The following is an 18,173-nucleotide window of genomic DNA, read 5'->3' on the forward strand; positions in this document are numbered from 1 at the left end:
GGGCTGCAGACAGTCCCTGCAACACCTGGCGTCCGGGCACCCCGACACTGGCGACGAAGCGGTGGACTTCCCACCTGAACGGAGCTGTGTCTTGAAGTCTGCTGTCCTGCCTGTCCGCCCTTCGGCCTCCTTGTCGCAACCCCGGCCCGCGCCGGGAGCAATCCCGACATCCTCTTGCTCGCGGCCACCTTCAACGATCAGCCGCTGGGCGCGCAGATCGGCACTGGCGGCGCGATCCAGGGCCAGCCGGTATCGATCGCCAGCCAGTTGCAGGCATTCGTGATGCCGGCCGGCGTGCTGCCGACACCGTCGCTGCGGATCACCCCGCTGGCCACCGGAACGGCCCGCTTCGTGGTCTTCACCTTCCTCGATGGCGCTGAAGTGGCGGCCGGCGAGGCCCGTATCGGCTTCGTGCTGAAGCCGGCGCAACTGGACAATTTCATCATCAATGTGCGCGAACGCGACGGCGCCGCCAACGACTATGCGACCCTGCGCCTGGGCAGTGGCGGCACGATTGCGATTGCTGACGCGGCGGCGCCGATGACGACGGCCATCGGCAGCTACAGCGTCGGCGCCACGCTGGTGTTCGAGCTGCGCTTTCGCATGGACACAGGGCGCTACGACATTTTCCTGAATGGCGCGCGGATCGCCGCCGATCGCGCACACGGGTTGACCACGCCCGGGGTCGGCTCGGTCTGGTTCGGCAGCGACAGCAGCACTGCCAGCGGCAGCAGCTGGTTCGTCGACGATGTCTACGCGTATCGCCCGGATGATTCCTCAGCGACGGTTTCGAGTGATCCGCCCAACCGCGGCTGCGGATCGCTCTTGGCCTTTGACGACCCGGGCGCTCCATCCCGCCAAGGCGACGCCGCGTCCGACAACCGACTGCGACACCTGTGCAGTCTCAGCGACCAATGTCCAGCGCCTGCTCCGGCGCCATCGGGCGGGCGTACAGGAAGCCCTGGGCCAGTTCGCAGCCGAATTCGCGCAGGAGTTCCGCCTGCGTTTCAGTCTCCACGCCCTCGGCCACCAGGCTCAGGCCGAGGTCGTGCGCAAACTGCACGATGGTGCGCACGATGGCGCGGTGGCGGGGATTGCTGTCGAGATCGCGGATGAAGCCCTGGTCGATCTTCAAGCCATCGAAGGCCGCCTCGGAGAACGACACCAGCGAGGAATAGCCAGTGCCGAAATCGTCCACCACCAGGCGTACGCCGAGCGCTTTCAACGCCGCCAGCGATTCGCGCAGGCTCGCATGGTTGCTGCGGAACACGCTCTCGGTGATTTCCAGATGCAGGCGGGCGGCATCGGCACCCCAGCGTTCGAGCATTCCGCGCAGTCGGGTTGGAAACTCCGCAGAGGTGAAAAGTCGGTCGGAAACATTGACGCTGAGGCTCGCGGGTGCCTGCTCCCCGCGTTCGCGCAGCCAACCGGTCCATTGCGCCAGCGCCTGATCTAGGATGCGCAAATCGATCTCCAGTTGCATCCCGCTCTCTTCGGCCACGCACAGGAACTGCGAAGGCGGCAGCAGGCCGCGGGTGGGATGCTGCCAGCGCGCCAGGGCTTCCACGCCAACCACGCGCCGGCTGCCGAGTTCCACGATCGGCTGGTAGTGCGCCACCAGTTCGCCGCGCGCCAGCGCGAAGCGCAGCTCGGTTTCCAGCGCCAGGCGCGCGCTTGCTGCGGCGTGCATGCGGCGGTCGAACAGGGCATGTCCGCCGCCCTGCGATTTGGCCCGGAACATCGCGGTGTCTGCATCGCGCAGGATGTCCTCGGGCGGCATGTCGCCGTCGTCGATCATGACAATGCCTATCGAGGCCCCGGTGAACACCTGGTGCCCGCGAACCTGGAAAGGCGCGGCCGCAAGATCCTGTACCAGGCGCGCCACATCGACCGCCCCGGCTCGGTCCAGGCGCGCACGCGACAGCAGCGCAAACTCGTCGCCGCCGTAGCGCGCCAGCCACAGGTCGCGACCGAATTCATGCGTCAGCCGGGCCGCAAACTGCACCAGCAATTCGTCGCCGGCCGCGTGCCCAAGGCTGTCGTTGACGAGTTTGAAACGGTCCAGGTCCAGCAGCAGGACCGCATGCGGGCCTTCGACGCCGGCCTGCAGGCGTTCCAGGATGGTCCTCAGGCTGCGCTCGAAGCTGCGCCGGTTGGCCAGGCCCGTCAGGCTGTCGTGGTGCGCGATGTAGTCGAGTTCCAGTTCGGCCGCGCGGCGCGCGCTGATGTCGATCAGGCTGCCCTCGAGATGGCCGCTGTCGCCCTCGTGGTGGCGCACCAGGCGCATGCTCGCCAGGGCCCAGAAGCGGGTGCCGTCGCGACGCACCAGCTCGACTTCCCAGTTGAGCAACTGACCTTCGCGTTGCAGCGCAGCCATCGCCCGCGGACGCAGCTCGGCATCGGCGTAGTGGGTACCGATGTCGGTCACTTCTGCGCACATCCGCGCCGGCGCGTCGTAGCCGAACATGTGTGCGAAGGCGACGTTCACCTCGATCAGCCGTCCGTCCAGGGTGCTCTGGTACATGCCGAGCACGGCGTGCTGGAACAGCAGGCGGTAACGCTCCTCGGCCGCCTCCAGCCGGGTCTGCTGGGCGCGCTCCTCGGTGATGTCGCGCAGGGTTCCTATCGATGCCGGCTCGCCGCGGAACTGGACCGCGCCGGCACGCACGGTGCACAGGCGCCGGCACCGTCGCGTCGCAGCAGGCGGATCTCGTAGTCCTGGGTTTCCTGCGAACCCGATTCGCGCGCCTGGCGGCGCTGCGCCTGCGCATCGAGGTCCTCGGGTGCGACCCAGTCGAAATAACTCGCGCCGATCAGGTCCTCGGTGCGGCACTCGAGGATGACCGCGAGCGCCTCGTTGGCGTACTGGACCTGCCATGCTGCATCAGGAACACCGCATCGCGCGAGTTCTCGACCAGGTTGCGGTGCAGCGCCTCGCTCTGCGCCAGCGCCTGCTCCGCGTGCATCTGGCCGCTGATGTCGATCATGGTGCCATCGGCGTGCAGCAGGCGGCCGTCGGCATCGAAGACCGCCCGCGCGCTCTCGCTGACCCACACGCTGCTGCCGTCGAAGCGCCGGATCTCGGCGCGGACGTGGGCGAATCGTCCCTCCGCGCGCAAGCGTTCGTCCAGATGCCGGGCGTGCGCGGGATCCACGTAGTCGAATTCGGCGCGGCCGGCGCAGGCGGCCAGCAAAGCCTGCGCCGATGGGCTTCCGAGCATCCGCGCGAGCGCCGGATTGGCATCGATCAGCCCGTGCGGCAGCCCGCGCCGGCGGTACACGCCGACCTCGGACTCCAGGATCAGCGTGCGCAGGCTCTCGATCTCGCGGGTGCGCGCTTCGGCCTCGCTGGCGTATTCGCGGACCTGCTGGATCAGGCTGAACAGGTGCGGCTCGCCAGCGTGCTCGATCAGTGCGCAGGTCATCAGGCCGTCGTACTGGCGGCCGTCCCGTGCGCGGATCGACACCGGCTCGCCGGTGATCGACCCCTGCTGCTGCAACAGGTTCAGCACGCTGGCGCGATGGGCGGCATCGCGCCACAGGCCGGCCTCCAGCGCGGTGCGGCCGATCACCTCGCCGGGCTGGATCCCGAAGCGACATCCGAATCCGGGACTGAGCGCGATGATGGCACTGTCGCGCAGGCGCGTGACCACCGCCAGCGATTCGGGCGCTGCGAAGACGCGGGCCAGGAGTTCCAGTTCCGACTGCGGGGCAGCGATGGCAGACATGTGCGCCAGTGTAACGAAAGACCCGTGATCTGGCGGTGTCGGCCAGATGCCTTTCGCCGCCAATCCGCCCCGGGCGCCGACCGGCTCATCGGTTCAGGCGGCTGCGGCGCGGACGTTGCGGCCCTGCGGGAAACGCTCGCGGATGCTGCGCGCGATGCCGTCGGCGTCCAGGCCGTTCAGCGCCAGCAGGCGTGCCGGGTCGCCGTGCTCGATGAACACATCGGGCAGGCCGAGCTGCAGCAGCGGCAGCGCAATGCCATGGGCGCTCAGCGCTTCCAGGCAAGCGCTACCGGCGCCACCCATCACGCAGCCTTCCTCGACGGTGACCAGCGCGTCGTGGGAGCGCGCCAGTTCCAGCAGCAGTTCCTCGTCCAGCGGCTTGACGAAGCGCATGTTGGCGACGCTGGCGTCGAGCTTCTCGGCGGCACCGAGCGCCGCCTGCAGCGGCGCGCCGAAGGCGAGGATCGCGATGCGCTGGCCATGCACCGCCTGGCCGCGGCGGCGGATCTCGCCCTTGCCCCAGGGCAGCGTGTCCAGGGTCTTCTTCACCTCGACGCCCGGACCGGTGCCGCGCGGGTAGCGCACCGCAGCGGGGCCATCGTGGGCGAAGGCGGTGGACAGCAACTGGCGGCACTCGTTCTCGTCGGCCGGCGCCAGCACCGCCATGTTCGGGATGCAGCGCAGGTAGGCAAGATCGTAGGCGCCGCAATGGGTGGGGCCATCGGCGCCGACGATGCCGGCGCGGTCCAGCGCGAAGGTCACCGGCAGGTTCTGCAGCGCCACGTCGTGGATCAACTGGTCGTAACCGCGCTGCAGGAAGGTGGAGTAGATCGCCACCACCGGCTTCATGCCTTCGCAGGCGATGCCGGCGCCGAAGGTCACCGCGTGCTGCTCGGCGATGCCGACGTCGAAGTAGCGCTTGGGGAAACGCTGCTCGAACTCGACCATGCCCGAACCTTCGCGCATCGCCGGGGTGATGCCGACCAGGCGCGGATCGGCCGCGGCCATGTCGCACAGCCAGTCGCCGAACACCTGGGTGTAGCTGACCTTGGTCGACTTGGCCGGGCGGATGCCCTCGCTCGGGTTGAACTTGCCGGGGCCGTGGTAGAGCACCGGATCGGCCTCGGCCAGCTTGTAACCCTGGCCCTTGCGGGTGACCACATGCAGGAACTGCGGGCCGTCGCCCTCATCGATGCGCGACATGATGTTGCGCAGGGTCGGCACCAGCGATTCCAGGTCGTGCCCGTCGATCGGGCCGATGTAGTTGAAGCCGAATTCCTCGAAGATCGTCGCCGGCACCACCATGCCCTTGGCGTGTTCCTCGAAGCGCCGCGCCAGTTCGTACAGCGGCGGAGCCATCGACAGCACCTTGCCGATGCCCTTCTTGGTGTGCGCGTAGAACTGGCCGCTCATCAGGCGCGCAAGGTAGCGGTTCAGCGCGCCCACGGGGGGCGAGATCGACATGTCGTTGTCGTTGAGGATGACGATCAGCGGCAGGTCCTTCTCGATCCCGGCGTTGTTCATCGCCTCGAAGGCCATGCCGGCGGTCATCGCGCCGTCGCCGATCACCGCGATCGCATGGCGCTTCTCGCCCTTGATCACCGCAGCGCGCGCCATGCCGGCAGCGGCGGAAATCGAGGTGGAGGAATGCGCGGTGCCGAAGGCGTCGTACACGCTCTCCTCGCGCCGCGGGGAAACCGCTGATGCCGCCGAGCTGGCGCAGGCTGGCCATGCCCTCGCGGCGACCGGTCAGGATCTTGTGCGGATAGCTCTGGTGGCCGACATCCCAGATCAGCCGGTCTTCCGGCGTGTTGAACACATAGTGGATGGCGATCGCCAGCTCCACCGTGCCGAGATTGCTCGACAGATGGCCGCCGGTCTGCGACACCGATTCGAGCACGAAGGCGCGCAACTCATCGGCCAGCGGCGCCAGCTTTTCGCGCGGCAGCCGGCGCAGGTCCTTCGGGTCGTTGATCGTGTTCAGCAGCGCAAACGTGGACAAGTCGTGAAGCCCTTGATTCTCAAGCATGGCCGAATTGTCATGCACGGCCTGTAGGCGAGTCCAGAACGAATCCGGGCAGGGGGAAAGCAGTGAAAGGTGAAAAGTAAAAAGTGAAAGGGTGAAGCGGCAGAGGCGAACCGATGCGCCACTGCGCGAGCTCGCCCCCTTTCACTTTTCACCTTTCACTTTTTACTGCTAGCCGCAAGGCCAGTCCGTCACTCGAACCCATCGCCGAACAACCCATCCGGTGACCCGCCGCACACTGCCCCGGCGCCGGTGAGGACGATGTCGTCGACGCTCCAGCCCTCGCGCTGCACCGCGCCATCGCTGGTCAGGCGAAAACGGATGTGGGCACTGGAAGCACCATCCAGTGCCCCGAGGTCCAGTTGCACCGCTTGCCATTCGGCGCTGCCGCTGCAGGTCCAGACCTCGGTCCACGCGCTGCCGTTGGTGGAGATCTCGATGCGCCCGCGGTCGAAGCCGGCCTCGGTGTCGCACCAGGACTGGAACTGCAGGTGCACATGGGACACGTCGCGCAGGTCGAGCGGCACCAGGGAGAGCGCGATGTCGGCATTCGGGGCGTAGTCGCCATCGGGCGAATCGGTGAAGGCAGCGGGGGCGCTGAAGTAGCGTGCGCTGCCGATGCCCCAGGGCGGCTGCGCGCTGAAGTTCCCGAGGCCGCCGCTGGCCGAGTCCTCGACCAGGCTGCAGACCGGCACCAGCGCCAGGTTGCGCACCAGGGTCTGTCCGGCGGTGAGATTCAAGCCTGCCAGTTCCAGCGGTGCATAGCCCTCCGCGCTGGCCTTCAGGGTGCGGCTGCCGGGCAATGCGCGCAGGGCGTACTGCATCTGCTCGCCGGGCAGCGCGAGGGTGGTTGAGGTATCGAGCTGCAGCACGGCCGGAACCGTCAGCAGGGATCCGGTGTTGGCATTGCGCAGCTCGCCAGTCACGCGCCCGCTGCTGCCCGGCGCGACCAGTTCGATGCTGGCGGCGTAGGCCGGTCCGACGATGCCATCGCGGGCGCGCAGGAACACGCTGTGGGTTCCCGGCGCGTCGTCCTCGAGCAGCACATCGGTGTGGAACCATTCGCTGGCGCCATCGAAGGCGCCGTCCGCGGCCTGCGCCGCGCGCGATGTCGCCAGGGGATCCCACGGCAGCTGTGTCAGGTAGAGATCGACGCCGGCAATCGCATCGACCGGCTCGCTGCCATTCGCCTGGTTGAACGCGGCGTCTTCCGCCAGCCCGACCACGCGTATCGACTCGCCGACTTCCGCGAGGTTGCGCCCGAGTTCCTCGATCGACGGACCGGACGGCTCCAGGTACGGCAGCCGGGCGACCCGCAGCAGGTAGACGAGGGCGGCCAGATTCGCGTCGAGGACCTGGCCTTCGAAGCGCTCGCACGGCTCGAAGAAGCTGGTGCCGAGCTCGAAGCTCAGCGCCGGCACGCCGAGTTCACCATAGGCAAAGTCGCGCGTGCCGCCGTCGGTGACGTACAGCTCGACGCCTTGTTGCGGGCGATAGCCGTTGAGGTGTCCGAGGCGACGGCCGAGCGTGCGCATGGCAGCGCCATTCGGCGCCAGCGCGGCGTCGAAGCCCCACGGCCACATCACCAGTTCGCCGTAGCTGTGCACGTCCAGGAACACGCCGCTGCGATCGGCTGGTGCCGGCGTCACCAGGTCCGGCGGGCGCAAGTCCGGGTACAGGTTGGCGACATAGCTGATGATCGCCGCCGTCTCTGGCTCGGAGGCGGCAGCCTGGCCGCGGAAGCTCTCGTCGCAGGCTTCGCCGCTGGAACCGCTGTGGGCGCCCCACTCGAAGGTGAAATTGCGATTGAGATCGGCGCCGCGCCGGTTGCTGGTTGCACCGCAGTAGTTCTCGTTGACGTTCTTGCGCCACATCAGGCCGGCCTCGGCCTTCTTGCGCGCGTCGGGATTGGCCTGCGGCAGCAGGTGCACCTCGTGATGGTCGAGCATCCAGCGCACGTCGGCGTCGACCGGATAGCGCGCCAGCAGCCATTCGCCGAAGCGGATCACGGTCTCGGCGGTGGTGTACTCGCGCGCATGCAGCGCACCGACGACGAACAGCCGCGGCTTCGGGCCCGGAATCGCCGAGTTGCTCAGCTTGAGGACCTTGAGGTCATAGCCGAGTGCGGCGTTGCGGGTCTTCTCCCAGGAATCGCCGATGTCGATGCTGCTGGCCAGCGTCGGGTGCGTCGCCACCAACTCGTCGAGGCTCGCCAGCGTCTCTTCCACCGTGCGGTAGCAGCCGAAGCCGGGCACCGAGCGCAGCGCCGCGGCCGGGTCGCGCAGCAACAGGGTGAAGTCGGGATCGATGCCGATACGGAAGCCCTGCGCCAGCAGTTGCGAGTATTCGAAGCGGTTGGCGACTTCGAGCACCGCGTAGTGCTGCGCGTGGTTGACCTCCCACGGCGGACTGCGCCGCGCCGCCAGGTTCAGTTGCGCCTTGCTGTCGAAATAGGCGCGCACGACCCAAGGCCCGGTGTCGGCGGGCAATCGCGTCGACGGCTCCACGGCGGCGGCGTGCGCCAGACGGCTGCAAAGAAGCAGGAGCATCAAACAGGCGAAGCGACGCATGCCCATACCGACAGCCAGGATGCGGGCAGCCTAAGGTGCACGTCACCGAGGCGGCAAGGTGCGGGCGACCAGGCGTTCACCTTTCGCCGATAGAATCGACGGATGACCCTGTCCGATGCCTACCGTACGGTCGTGCTCGACCACAACCGCGCGCCGCGCCGGCGCGGGCGCCTGGTCGCGCCCAGCTTGAGCGCGCACGGGGTCAATGCGCTGTGCGGCGACTCCCTGACGCTGGACCTTGCGCTCGCCGACGGTCGCATCGCCGACTTTGCCTTCGAGGCCGAGGCCAGCGCGATGACCCTGGCGGCCTGCTCGATCATGGGCGACCTGATCGCCGGGCAGTCGGTCCACGAAGCCGCGGCGCTGTGCGAGGCTGCCATCGACCTGGTCACGCGAAACCCCGCGCGGGCGGAGGATCCTCGCTTGGGCGAGTACAACGCGCTGATCGGCGTGATGGGTCATCCCAACCGGATCAAGACCGTGACCCTGCCGTGGGCGACGCTCGCTGGCGCGCTTGCCGGGCGCCTCGCCACCTCCACCGACATCGACATCCGCGGTGCGCTGCCGCCGGCGCGCGCCGCCAACCAACGGAGCCAGATATGAGCGATTGGGTGCGCGTGTGCGCCATCAACGAGATCCAGCCCGGCCAGTGCCGCGTGCTCGACGTCGACGGCGCGCAGGTCGCGGTGGTCAACGTCGAGGGCGCGTTCCACGCGATCGAGGACGTGTGCACCCACGATGGCGGCCAGCTCACTGGCGGCGCCATCTGCGGCCACGAAATCGAATGCCCCCGCCACGGCGCGCGCTTCGACTTGCGCACCGGCGCCGCCCTGTGCGCGCCCGCCTACGAAGCCACCGCGGTGTTCCCGATCCGCATCGAGGACGGGGTGGTGTGGGTGCGGGATGATCGATGGGATTGATCAGCGGGATGTGAGTTGTGGGTTCTGGGTTGTGGGCAGCAGTCGGTTGTCGCGACAGTGCTGCGGACTCGCAGCTTCCGCCGCCCACAACCCACAACTCACAACCCACAACCTAGAATCGAAAGCCCTCAGACCAGACGGAACCATGTCATGACGATCCAAACAGGCGACCGCATCCCGAGCGCCACCCTGAGTTACCTGAAGGACGGTGTGCAGCAGATCGCCACCGATGAGCTGTTCGCCGGCAAGACCGTGGTGCTGTTCTCGGTGCCGGGTGCGTTCACGCCGACCTGCTCGGCGCGCCACTTGCCGGGCTATGTCGACCAGTTGGATGCGCTGAAGGCCAAGGGTGTCGATGCCGTGGTGTGCATGGCGGTCAACGATGCTTTCGTGATGGACGCCTGGCGCAAGAGCCAGAGCGTGCCGGACGAGATCTACCTGCTGGCCGACGGCAATGCCGCCTTCGTCAAGGCGCTCGGCCTGGAACTGGATGCGACCAAGTTCGGCATGGGCGTACGCGGCCAGCGCTTCGCGCTGGTGGCGAAGGACGGCGTGGTGACGCATTTGTTCGTCGAGGCGCCGGGCGAGTTCAAGGTGTCGAGCGCAGAAGCGGTGCTGGAGAAACTAGGGCCGTTGCCGGGCCGGGGGGGGGCCGTGCAGGGACGCGGGGGGGGGGGGGGGGGGGGGGGGGGGGGTCGCGGCGAGGCGGGGCTCGGGCGCGGCGCGCCTGTGCGGCGCTATCGAGTCGTCAGCAGCGCCTGGAGCGCGACGGCATCCGGGTGCCAGGGGCGCTGTCGCTGGTATTCCTCGAGCGCCTCGCTGACCGCCGCGCGGGCGCTGCGGTCGGCATGTGAGTGCCAACGCGCCTGGGCCAGCACGCCGCGCGCCTCGGTGACCTCGAAGTGCTCCGGGCCGTAGATCCGACCCAGGGCGTCGTACGCGGATTGCGCCTGGTCGAGTGCGTCGCCCGGCTTGCCGTCCGCCAGCGCCAGCCGCGCACGGGCGATCTGCAATTGCGCTGCGTCCTCGGCACCGATGGCGCCGCTTTCCGCGAAGGCCTGTCCGGCGGAATCGATCGCGCGTCCGGCGGCGGGGCGGTCGCCGATATCGATCAGCGCCAGGGTGTACTCGATCCAGGCCCGGCCGCGCGCCGTGCCGCTCTGGCGCGGGAACTCGCCGGCCGGCCATGCCAGCGCAGGCGCCAGCGCATCCAGTGCCTCGCTCGGTTTGCCTTGCCAGCGCAGCGCGCGTGCGAGGTAGCGTCGCGTCGCCAGCCGCTGGCGCAGCGCGGTCGTGTCCGATTCGCCTTGGCTGATCGCGCGCAGGCGGTCGATCGCGGGCTGCAATTCGCCCAGCTGCAATTCGACCAGGCCAAGGTAGGAACTGGCCGCGAGCACGCGCGGATCCTCCGCTCCGAGCTGTGGCTGCAGGCGCTCGATGGCCTCGACCAGGTCGACGCGGGCGCTCGCCAGGTCGCCCAGGCGCAACACGTCGGTGGCCTGGTTGGTCAGCTCCTGGCCGAGCAACAACTGGTCCGTTCGCCGCTGTGCACGCAGCATGGTCAGCGCCTCGCGCCGGAGTTCGCGAGCGCGCCGATAATTGCCCTGGCGGGATTCCAGGTTGGCCTGCGCACCCAGGCTGCGCGCCAGGTCGCGGTGCAGCGGAGGCAGGATCTGGCGGCGTAGCGCGACCACTTCGCCGACGGCGATCAGCGCGTCGGCGACTTGGCCCAGGGCGGACAGTGCCAGGACGCGGTTGTGCATGGCGGTGGCGAGTTCCGGGTGGTCGCCGCCCGACACTTGCCGGCGTTCCGCGATCACCTGCTCGAAGATCGGGAGGGCGCCGGCGGCATCGCCGCTCTCCAGGGTCCAGGCGCCCAGGTCATTGAGCGCCAGCAGGGTTTCCTCGTCGCTGGCGCCGAGTCGCTGCGCCAGGGTGGCATGCACCTCGCCGGCCAGCGTTCGCGCGCGCACCGGGTCGCCCTCCGCGCCAGTGATGCTCTTGGCCACCGCCAAGGTGCGCGCGTGTTCCAGGGCATCGTCCGCCGCCGCGGTGGCCAGCCGCTGCAGGGCAAGGTCGGCATGCGTGCGCGCCAGCTTGATCTGGCCCATCGCCAGTTCGGCCTGCGCCAGCCCGCGCAGCAGGGTCACCTCGGTGAGCCAGTTGTCCGCATCGACCAGCCCACGGCCGGATTCGTACATCTCCGCGGCACGCGCGTAGTCCCCGATGTAGAACCAGGCGCGCGCCAGCGAGGCGTACAGCCGTGCGCGCACCGCCGGCTCGGCGGCCAGTTCGCGTTCGATCCGCTGGCTGCCGCGCTCCAGCAGCGAGCGCGCGGTGATGTCGCCGCTGGCGGCGCCCTCGGGTGTGGCGCTCTCGAAGACCTCGGACAGGAAGCTGCTGACCGCTTCAGCGTGCAGGGCCTCGCGGCGCGCGATGTTGGCCTGCCACAGGGCAAGCGCCGCGCCGGCGATGACTGCAAGCACAACCGCGGCGCTTGCCCCCACCACCACCCAATGACGTCGGATGAAGCGCTGTGCGCGGTAGCTGAAGGTGTCCGGCCGCGCGCGCACGGGGCGGCCGTCGAGGCAGGCGCGCAGATCGTCGGCAAAGGCCTCGGTGCTGGCATAGCGCCGCTGCGGTTCGGCGCGCACGGCCATGGCCACCACCAGCGCCAGGTCGCCGCCGAGCGCCGTCGGCCTGACCGCTGCCGGGCCCTCGTCGCCGGCACGCCGACGCGCCAGCGAAAGCAGGTCGCGGGTGTCGGTGCCGGCCATCCGCGCGCGGTGCAGCGCTGTTCCGGTCAACAGTTCGAATAGCACCGCGCCGAGCGCGTAGATGTCGGTTGCGGTGCTGACCGGTTCGCCACGGACTTGCTCCGGCGCGGCGTAGGCGCGGGTGAAGAAGCGCGGTCCGGTGGCCGAGGTGTCGTCCTCGCGATCGGACTCGAGCACCTTGGCGATGCCGAAATCGAGCAGTCGCGGCTCGCCACGCGTATCGACCAGGATGTTGCCGGGCTTGAGGTCGCGGTGGACCACCAGTTGTCGATGTGCGTGCGCGACCGCATCGCAGAGCTTGAGGAACAGCTTCAGGCGCGCCGGCACATCCAGGTTGTGGCTGTCCGCGTACTCGATCAGCGGCAGGCCATCCACCCATTCCATGACGAAGTAGGGGCGCCCCGACTGGTCGACGCCGCCATCGATCAGGCGCGCGATGTTCGGGTGTTCCAGCCGCGCCAGGATGCGCCGCTCGGCGAGGAAGCGCTGCTGGATCTCGCCCGAGTCCATGCCCAGCTTGATCAGCTTGAGCGCCGCGCGCTGCTGGAAGTCCTGGCGCGTGCGCTCGGCCAGGTAGACCGCACCCATGCCGCCGTGGCCGAGCAGCCGGCGCAGCTGCCACGGGCCGACCATCGCGCCGATCGACGGTTCGCCGGCCGCTGCGGTGGTGGCCTCGCCAGGGCCCGGCGCATCCGCCGGGCCGTCGTGCTGCGGGACCGGAATGGTCGGATGCTCGCCCACCATGGAGGTCTTCGCGGGTTCCTGCGCCATCCGGGGCCGTGATCGATCCGAGGCCGCCAGTGTAGGGGCAAGCGCCACCGCTTGCTCGGTGGCAGCCGGCGGCTGCAGGCTTCGGTCACAGCACCCGGATCGCTGTCCAGGTTCCGAAGGCTCGCGTTGCGCAGCCCGGAGTACGCGCAGCGCGCGTGCTCCGGGTACTTGCGGCAAGCACCCGAAGCACCGCTGCGCGGTACTTCGGGCTACCCAGGATCAGGCCCCCGAGGCCACCAGCAACGCCAGACGCCGCACGGCCACCGAGATGGTCGGGTAATCGAGCGACTTCTGCGTGCGGATCTCGTTGAACATGCCGAGGGTGAAGGTCAGCGTGCTGTCGGCCGACTCGACCCAGGCCTGCACCCGACCCTGGCCCGCGGGCGCCGGCCGCTTGAGCAGTTGCGCCGCCAGCGCACGGCGCTGGCTGAACAACTCGTCGCGCAGCACGCCGCGGGCATTCGCATGCCAGCGGCCGGACACCGGCAGGGTCTCGATCGCGTCCGAGAACCACTTCAGGTGCAGCGCCTCGCCGATGTCGAAGTAGACCCGTGCGGCTTCGACCACCGGCACCTTCTGCTCCTGCGCCAGGTCGATCACGTCGAAGGCCGAATTCAGCGCGCCGAGCGCGCTGATACGGCGGGCCATCGCCTGCGGGTAGCCTGCGGCGGTCAGTTCCCGCTCCTTCTCCGCATAGCGCAGGCGATAGCTCTCCGGCAGCACCTGGTCCAGCGCCGTGACCAACTGCTCGAAGCCCGCCGAGAAGCGATCGACGATCGCGGCGATTTCCAGCTTCTGGGTGGGTAGCTGCAGCAGCCAGCGGGTCAGGTTGCGCAGCAGATTCCAGATGCTCAGGGTCACGTCGATGTAGACGCGCTCGGGCACGCCGCCACAGCTGTCCATCTCCGCCCACCACTCGCGCGCATGCACCACTTCGCGCGCGATGGTGAACGCCTTGGCGATCTCGGCGGCGCTCTTGCCGGTGTCCTCCGCCATGCGCATGATGAAGGTGGCGCCCATGCGGTTGACGATGGAATTGGTCACCTGGGTGGCGATGATCTCGCGGCGCAGGCGGTGCTTCTCCATGGTCTGCGCGAAGCGCTCGCGCAGCGGCGTCGGGAAGTACATCTGCAGTTCCTTCGACAGGTAGGCGTCCTCGGGGACGTCCGAATCGAGCAACTGCTTGTACAGCACGATCTTCGAATACGAGAGCAGGATCGACAGCTCCGGCCGGCTGAGGCCCTGGCCCTTGGCCTTGCGCTCCTCGAACTCGGCGTCGGTTGGCAGGTATTCCAGCCCACGGTCCAGCAGTCCCTGCTGCTCCAGGGTGCGCACGAAATGCTGCTTGGAGCCCAGGCGCGGCACCGACAGCGCCTGCATCAGGCTGATCGCCAGGTTCTGGCGGAAGTTGTCGAACAGCACCAGGCGTTCGACTTCGTCGGTCATCGCCACCAGCAGTTCGTCGCGCTGCTCCAGCGTGAGCTGGCCGAGTTCGATCGCGGTGTTCAGCAGGATCTTGATGTTGACCTCGTGGTCCGAGGTGTCCACGCCGGCCGAATTGTCGATGAAGTCGGTGTTCAGCAGACCGCCGGCCTGGGCGAACTCGATGCGCCCGCGCTGGGTCAGGCCGAGGTTGCCGCCCTCGCCGACGATGCGGCAGCGCAGCTCGCGGCCATTGACGCGCACCGCGTTGTTGCCGCGGTCGCCGCACTCGTCGTTGGACTCGCTGGTCGCCTTGACGTAGACGCCGATGCCGCCGTTCCAGAGCAGCTCCACCGGCGCCTTGAGGATCGCGCGCATCAGTTCGGCCGGGGTCAGCTGGGTGACCTCGTCGTCGATGCCCAGCACCTCGCGCACCTGCGGCGTGATCGGGATGAACTTGGCGCTGCGCGGATGCACCCCGCCGCCTTCGCTGATCAGGCTGGCGTCGTAATCCGCCCACGAGGAGCGCGGCAGGGCGAACATGCGCTCGCGCTCGACGAAACTGCGCGCCGAATCCGGGTTCGGGTCGAGGAAGATGTGGCGGTGGTCGAAGGCCGCGACCAGGCGGATATGGCGGCTCAGCAGCATGCCGTTGCCGAAAACGTCGCCCGACATGTCGCCGATGCCGGCGCAGGTGAAGTCCTCGGCCTGGCTGTCCTTGCCGATCGCACGGAAATGGCGCTTGACGCTCTCCCAGCCGCCCTTTGCCGTGATCCCCATCTTCTTGTGGTCGTAGCCCTTCGATCCGCCCGAGGCGAAGGCGTCGTCGAGCCAGAAGCCGTATTCCTGGCTGAGCGCGTTGGCGATGTCGGAGAAGGTCGCGGTGCCCTTGTCGGCGGCGACCACCAGGTAGGGATCGTCCGGGTCGTGACGCACCACATCCACCGGCGGCGCCACCGCGCCGTCGACGATGTTGTCGGTGATGTCGAGCAGGCCGCGGATGAAGGTGCGGTAGCAGGCCACGCCCTCGGCCAGCACTGCGTCGCGGTCGCCGCCGACCGGCGGCTGCTTGACGACGAAGCCGCCCTTGGCGCCGACCGGCACGATCACCGCGTTCTTCACCGTCTGCGCCTTCATCAGTCCCAGCACCTCGGTGCGGAAATCCTCGCGCCGGTCCGACCAGCGCAGGCCGCCGCGCGCCACCGTGCCCATGCGCAGGTGCACGCCTTCCACCCGCGGCGAGTAGACGAAGATCTCGCGATAGGGCACCGGCTTGGGCAGTCCTGGCACCCGGCTGGAGTCGAACTTGAACGACACATAGTCCTTCGGCTTGCCGTCCAGGCGCTGGTAATGGTTGGTGCGCAACGTCGCGCGCATGGTGTCCTTGAACGCGCGCAGGATGCGGTCTTCGTCCAGGCTCGACACCACCTCCAGCAGGTCGCCCAGCACCTGTTCCAGCAGCGCGATCTGTTCCTCGCGCGGCTTGATGTACATGTCGAGCACGGTGGCGATCAGGTTGGGCAGGCGGGTGCGCAGTTCCTCGTTGGCGAGCGAGGTGAAATCCCGCTCCATGCGCCGGCGCGAGGCATCCGCATGTGCCTTCTGCTCGCGCGCTGGATCGAAGCGAGCGTGGAACAGCTCCACCAGCATGCGCGTGGTGATCGGGTGCAGCGCGAGCACGCGCTCCATGTAGGCCTGCGAGTAGGTGACGCCGGTCTGCAGCAGGTACTTGCAGTAGCCGCGCAGGATCACCACGTCGCGGATGTCGAGCTCGGCACCCAGCACCAGGCGGTTGAAGCCGTCGTTCTCCACCCGGCCGCGCCAGATCTGCTCGAAGCCCGCCTGGAAGCGCTCGCGCGCCTGGTCCAGGTTCTCGCCGAGGTGCACCAGCGGCTCCACCTCGAAATCCTGGATGTGGATGTTGATGCCCGGCACCTGCATCTCGTAGGGATGCTCCGAATGCACCCTCAGGCCCATGTTCTCCAGCATCGGCAGGGCGTCCGACAGGCCGATCGGTGCCCCCATGCGGAACGATTTGAAGCGCAGCGCGCCGTCGCTCTTCTTGCGCGGGCGGTACAACTGCAGGCGCACATCCTGACTGTCCCTGAGTTGCGCCGCGGCCTCGACATCGGCGGCAGCCACCCAGGGCGTGACCGCCTCGATGTAACCGGCAGGCAATGCCTTGCCGAAGCGGTTGCTCAGCTTGGTGCCGCGTTCCTCGCCGTGCTTCTGGATCAGGATGTCGCGCAGCTCGTCCTGCCAGTTGCGCACGATCTGCGCCAGCCGCTGCTCGATCTCGCGCACCTCGTAGACCGGCTTCTCGCCGGCCTTCGGGCGCACCACCACATGCAGGCGCGCCAGCATCGACTCGGAGACGTGCACCGAGGAGTCGAAGCGCTCGCCGGCGAAGGCGCGCTTCAGGGTCTGCTCGATGCGCTCGCGGATCTCACTGGTGAAGCGGTCACGCGGGATGTAGACCAGGCAGGAGAAATAGCGGCCGTAGCGGTCGCGGCGCACGAACAAACGGGTGCGCTGGCGTTCCTGCAGGTTGAGGATGCCGACGGCGGTATCGAACAATTCGTTGGCGGTTGCCTGGAACAGCTCGTCGCGCGGCAGCGTCTCCAGGATGTGCTGCAGCCGCTTGGCGCCGTGGCCGCTGCGGTGGAGGTTGCTGCGCGCGAACACAACGTCCACCTTGGTGCGGATCAGCGGGATGTCCTTCGGCCGCGTGGTGTAGGCGGTTGAGGTGTAAAGGCCGAGGAAGCGATCCTCGCCAACCGGGCGGCCTTCGCTGTCGAAGCGCAGCACGCCGACATAGTCCATGTAGCCCGGGTGATGCACGGTCGAGCGCGCATTGGTCTTCGACAGGATCAGGAGGTCAGGCAGGGTGCCCTGCGGCAAGTCGCGTGCCGCCAGCGAGGACAGCGGGCGCGCCGGGAGTTGCGATTCGTCGCCGCGCAGCAGCCCGAGGCCACTGCCGGGAACAGCGCGCAGCACTTCATTGCCCTCAGGCCCGCTGGTCTCGTAGGCGCGGTAGCCGAGCAGCGTGAAGTGATTGTCCGCCATCCAGCGCAGGTAATCGCCGCACTCGATGACATGCTCGGAATCGTGCTGGAGTTCACGCGCCGACAAGCCTTCGGCCAGTCCCAGCAGACGCTCGCGCATAGCGTCGAAATCGCGCACGCAAGCGCGCACGTCGGCGAGCACGCGCTCGATACGCTCGCACAGCGTCTCCAGGCGTCCGGGCTCGGTCTGGCGGTCCACCTCAATATGCATGATTGACTCGGACTTGAGCCCGTCGTCCTGACCGAAACCGAGAATGTGGCCGCCCGGATCGCGCTGCACCTTGATCACCGGATGCAGGATCAGGTGCGTCAGGGTGTGGTCCTGGGCGATCGCCATGCTGACCGTGTCGACCAGGAAGGGCATGTCGTCGTTGACGATCTGGATCACCGTGTGGGTGCTCTCCCAGCCATCGTCTTCGTGGGTCGGATTGCACACCCGCACCTTGGCGGCATGCGCCGGGCGCTCGCGGAAGAAACGCAGCAGGTCCAGCGTCAGCGCCGCCCAGACCGCGGAGGTACGGTCGCCGTACTCGTCCTCCGGCAGGAACTCGAACAGCCGCGCGGCAAAGGCGCTGGCTTCCTTGAGCTTGGGACCGGACACCAGGGATTTCAGGGAATCCTGGACCTGCACCAGCGCGAGGCTGGCGTCGGCGTTATGTGCTGCGCTCATGACGGGCGAAAGTCGCTGATTTGCGAAGGAACCGTAAAGATAGCCCCGTTGGGTTGCAGGCTCTACCCGCGGTGCAGCATCGCGGCCAGCGACGCTTCAGGCAGCGCGTGCGCGCTGCGTGGGTTGTGGGCTGAAAGTTCTGGGTCGTGGGCAGCGAAGCGCGGGTTCGGCCGCAGACAATCTCTGGCGGCCGATGGAGAGATCGCGGACAGAGTTCGCCCTCA

At 68.3% G+C, this 18,173-nt stretch carries 8 protein-coding genes and 2 pseudogenes; 3 read left to right on the top strand and 7 right to left on the bottom strand.

Annotated features, from left to right (window positions below):
• Nucleotides 1-197: 197 nt before the first annotated feature.
• The 5 genes and pseudogenes from IPK27_14780 to IPK27_14800 form a co-directional block, all read right to left on the bottom strand.
• A complete protein-coding gene (locus IPK27_14780; protein ID MBK8068836.1) occupies nt 198-362 on the bottom strand; it encodes a hypothetical protein in 165 nt (54 codons plus the stop codon).
• Between the two features lie 542 nt (nt 363-904).
• The gene (locus IPK27_14785) at nt 905-2,668 is read right to left on the bottom strand and encodes an EAL domain-containing protein (protein ID MBK8068837.1); all 1,764 of its coding nucleotides are present in this window, start codon (nt 2,666-2,668) and stop codon (nt 905-907) included.
• A gap of 145 nt (nt 2,669-2,813) precedes the next feature.
• A complete protein-coding gene (locus IPK27_14790; GenBank protein MBK8068838.1) occupies nt 2,814-3,728 on the bottom strand; it encodes a PAS domain S-box protein in 915 nt (304 codons plus the stop codon).
• Nucleotides 3,729-3,821: 93 nt separating this feature from the next.
• Nucleotides 3,822-5,757, bottom strand: a pseudogene (gene dxs / locus IPK27_14795) (1-deoxy-D-xylulose-5-phosphate synthase).
• 188 nt (nt 5,758-5,945) lie between these two features.
• Nucleotides 5,946-8,303, bottom strand: coding sequence for a hypothetical protein (locus IPK27_14800; protein ID MBK8068839.1), 2,358 nt, complete (start codon nt 8,301-8,303; stop codon nt 5,946-5,948).
• 123 nt (nt 8,304-8,426) lie between these two features.
• Here IPK27_14800 and IPK27_14805 point away from each other — a divergent pair, with 123 nt between their 5' ends.
• The 3 genes and pseudogenes from IPK27_14805 to IPK27_14815 all read left to right on the top strand — a co-directional run bounded on the left by IPK27_14805 (nt 8,427) and on the right by IPK27_14815 (nt 9,871).
• Nucleotides 8,427-8,927, top strand: coding sequence for an SUF system NifU family Fe-S cluster assembly protein (locus tag IPK27_14805; GenBank protein ID MBK8068840.1), 501 nt, complete (start codon nt 8,427-8,429; stop codon nt 8,925-8,927).
• Nucleotides 8,924-9,244, top strand: a complete 321-nt coding sequence (locus IPK27_14810) for a non-heme iron oxygenase ferredoxin subunit (protein ID MBK8068841.1) — start codon at nt 8,924-8,926, stop codon at nt 9,242-9,244. The genes IPK27_14805 and IPK27_14810 overlap by 4 nt, the downstream gene beginning before the upstream one ends.
• Nucleotides 9,245-9,394: 150 nt before the next feature.
• A pseudogene (locus IPK27_14815) lies at nt 9,395-9,871 on the top strand (peroxiredoxin).
• A 110-nt stretch (nt 9,872-9,981) separates the two neighbouring features.
• Here IPK27_14815 and IPK27_14820 read toward each other — a convergent pair.
• Both IPK27_14820 and IPK27_14825 read right to left on the bottom strand, forming a co-directional pair.
• Entirely contained in the window at nt 9,982-12,792 is a 2,811-nt protein-coding gene (locus IPK27_14820; GenBank protein MBK8068842.1) for a serine/threonine protein kinase, read from the bottom strand.
• A gap of 219 nt (nt 12,793-13,011) precedes the next feature.
• Complete coding sequence (locus IPK27_14825; protein MBK8068843.1) at nt 13,012-17,949, bottom strand: NAD-glutamate dehydrogenase; 4,938 nt, start codon at nt 17,947-17,949, stop codon at nt 13,012-13,014.
• Nucleotides 17,950-18,173: the final 224 nt, after the last annotated feature.

It is taken from the genome of Rhodanobacteraceae bacterium (assembly GCA_016713135.1).
In the GTDB taxonomy this organism is placed as follows: domain Bacteria; phylum Pseudomonadota; class Gammaproteobacteria; order Xanthomonadales; family SZUA-5; genus JADKFD01.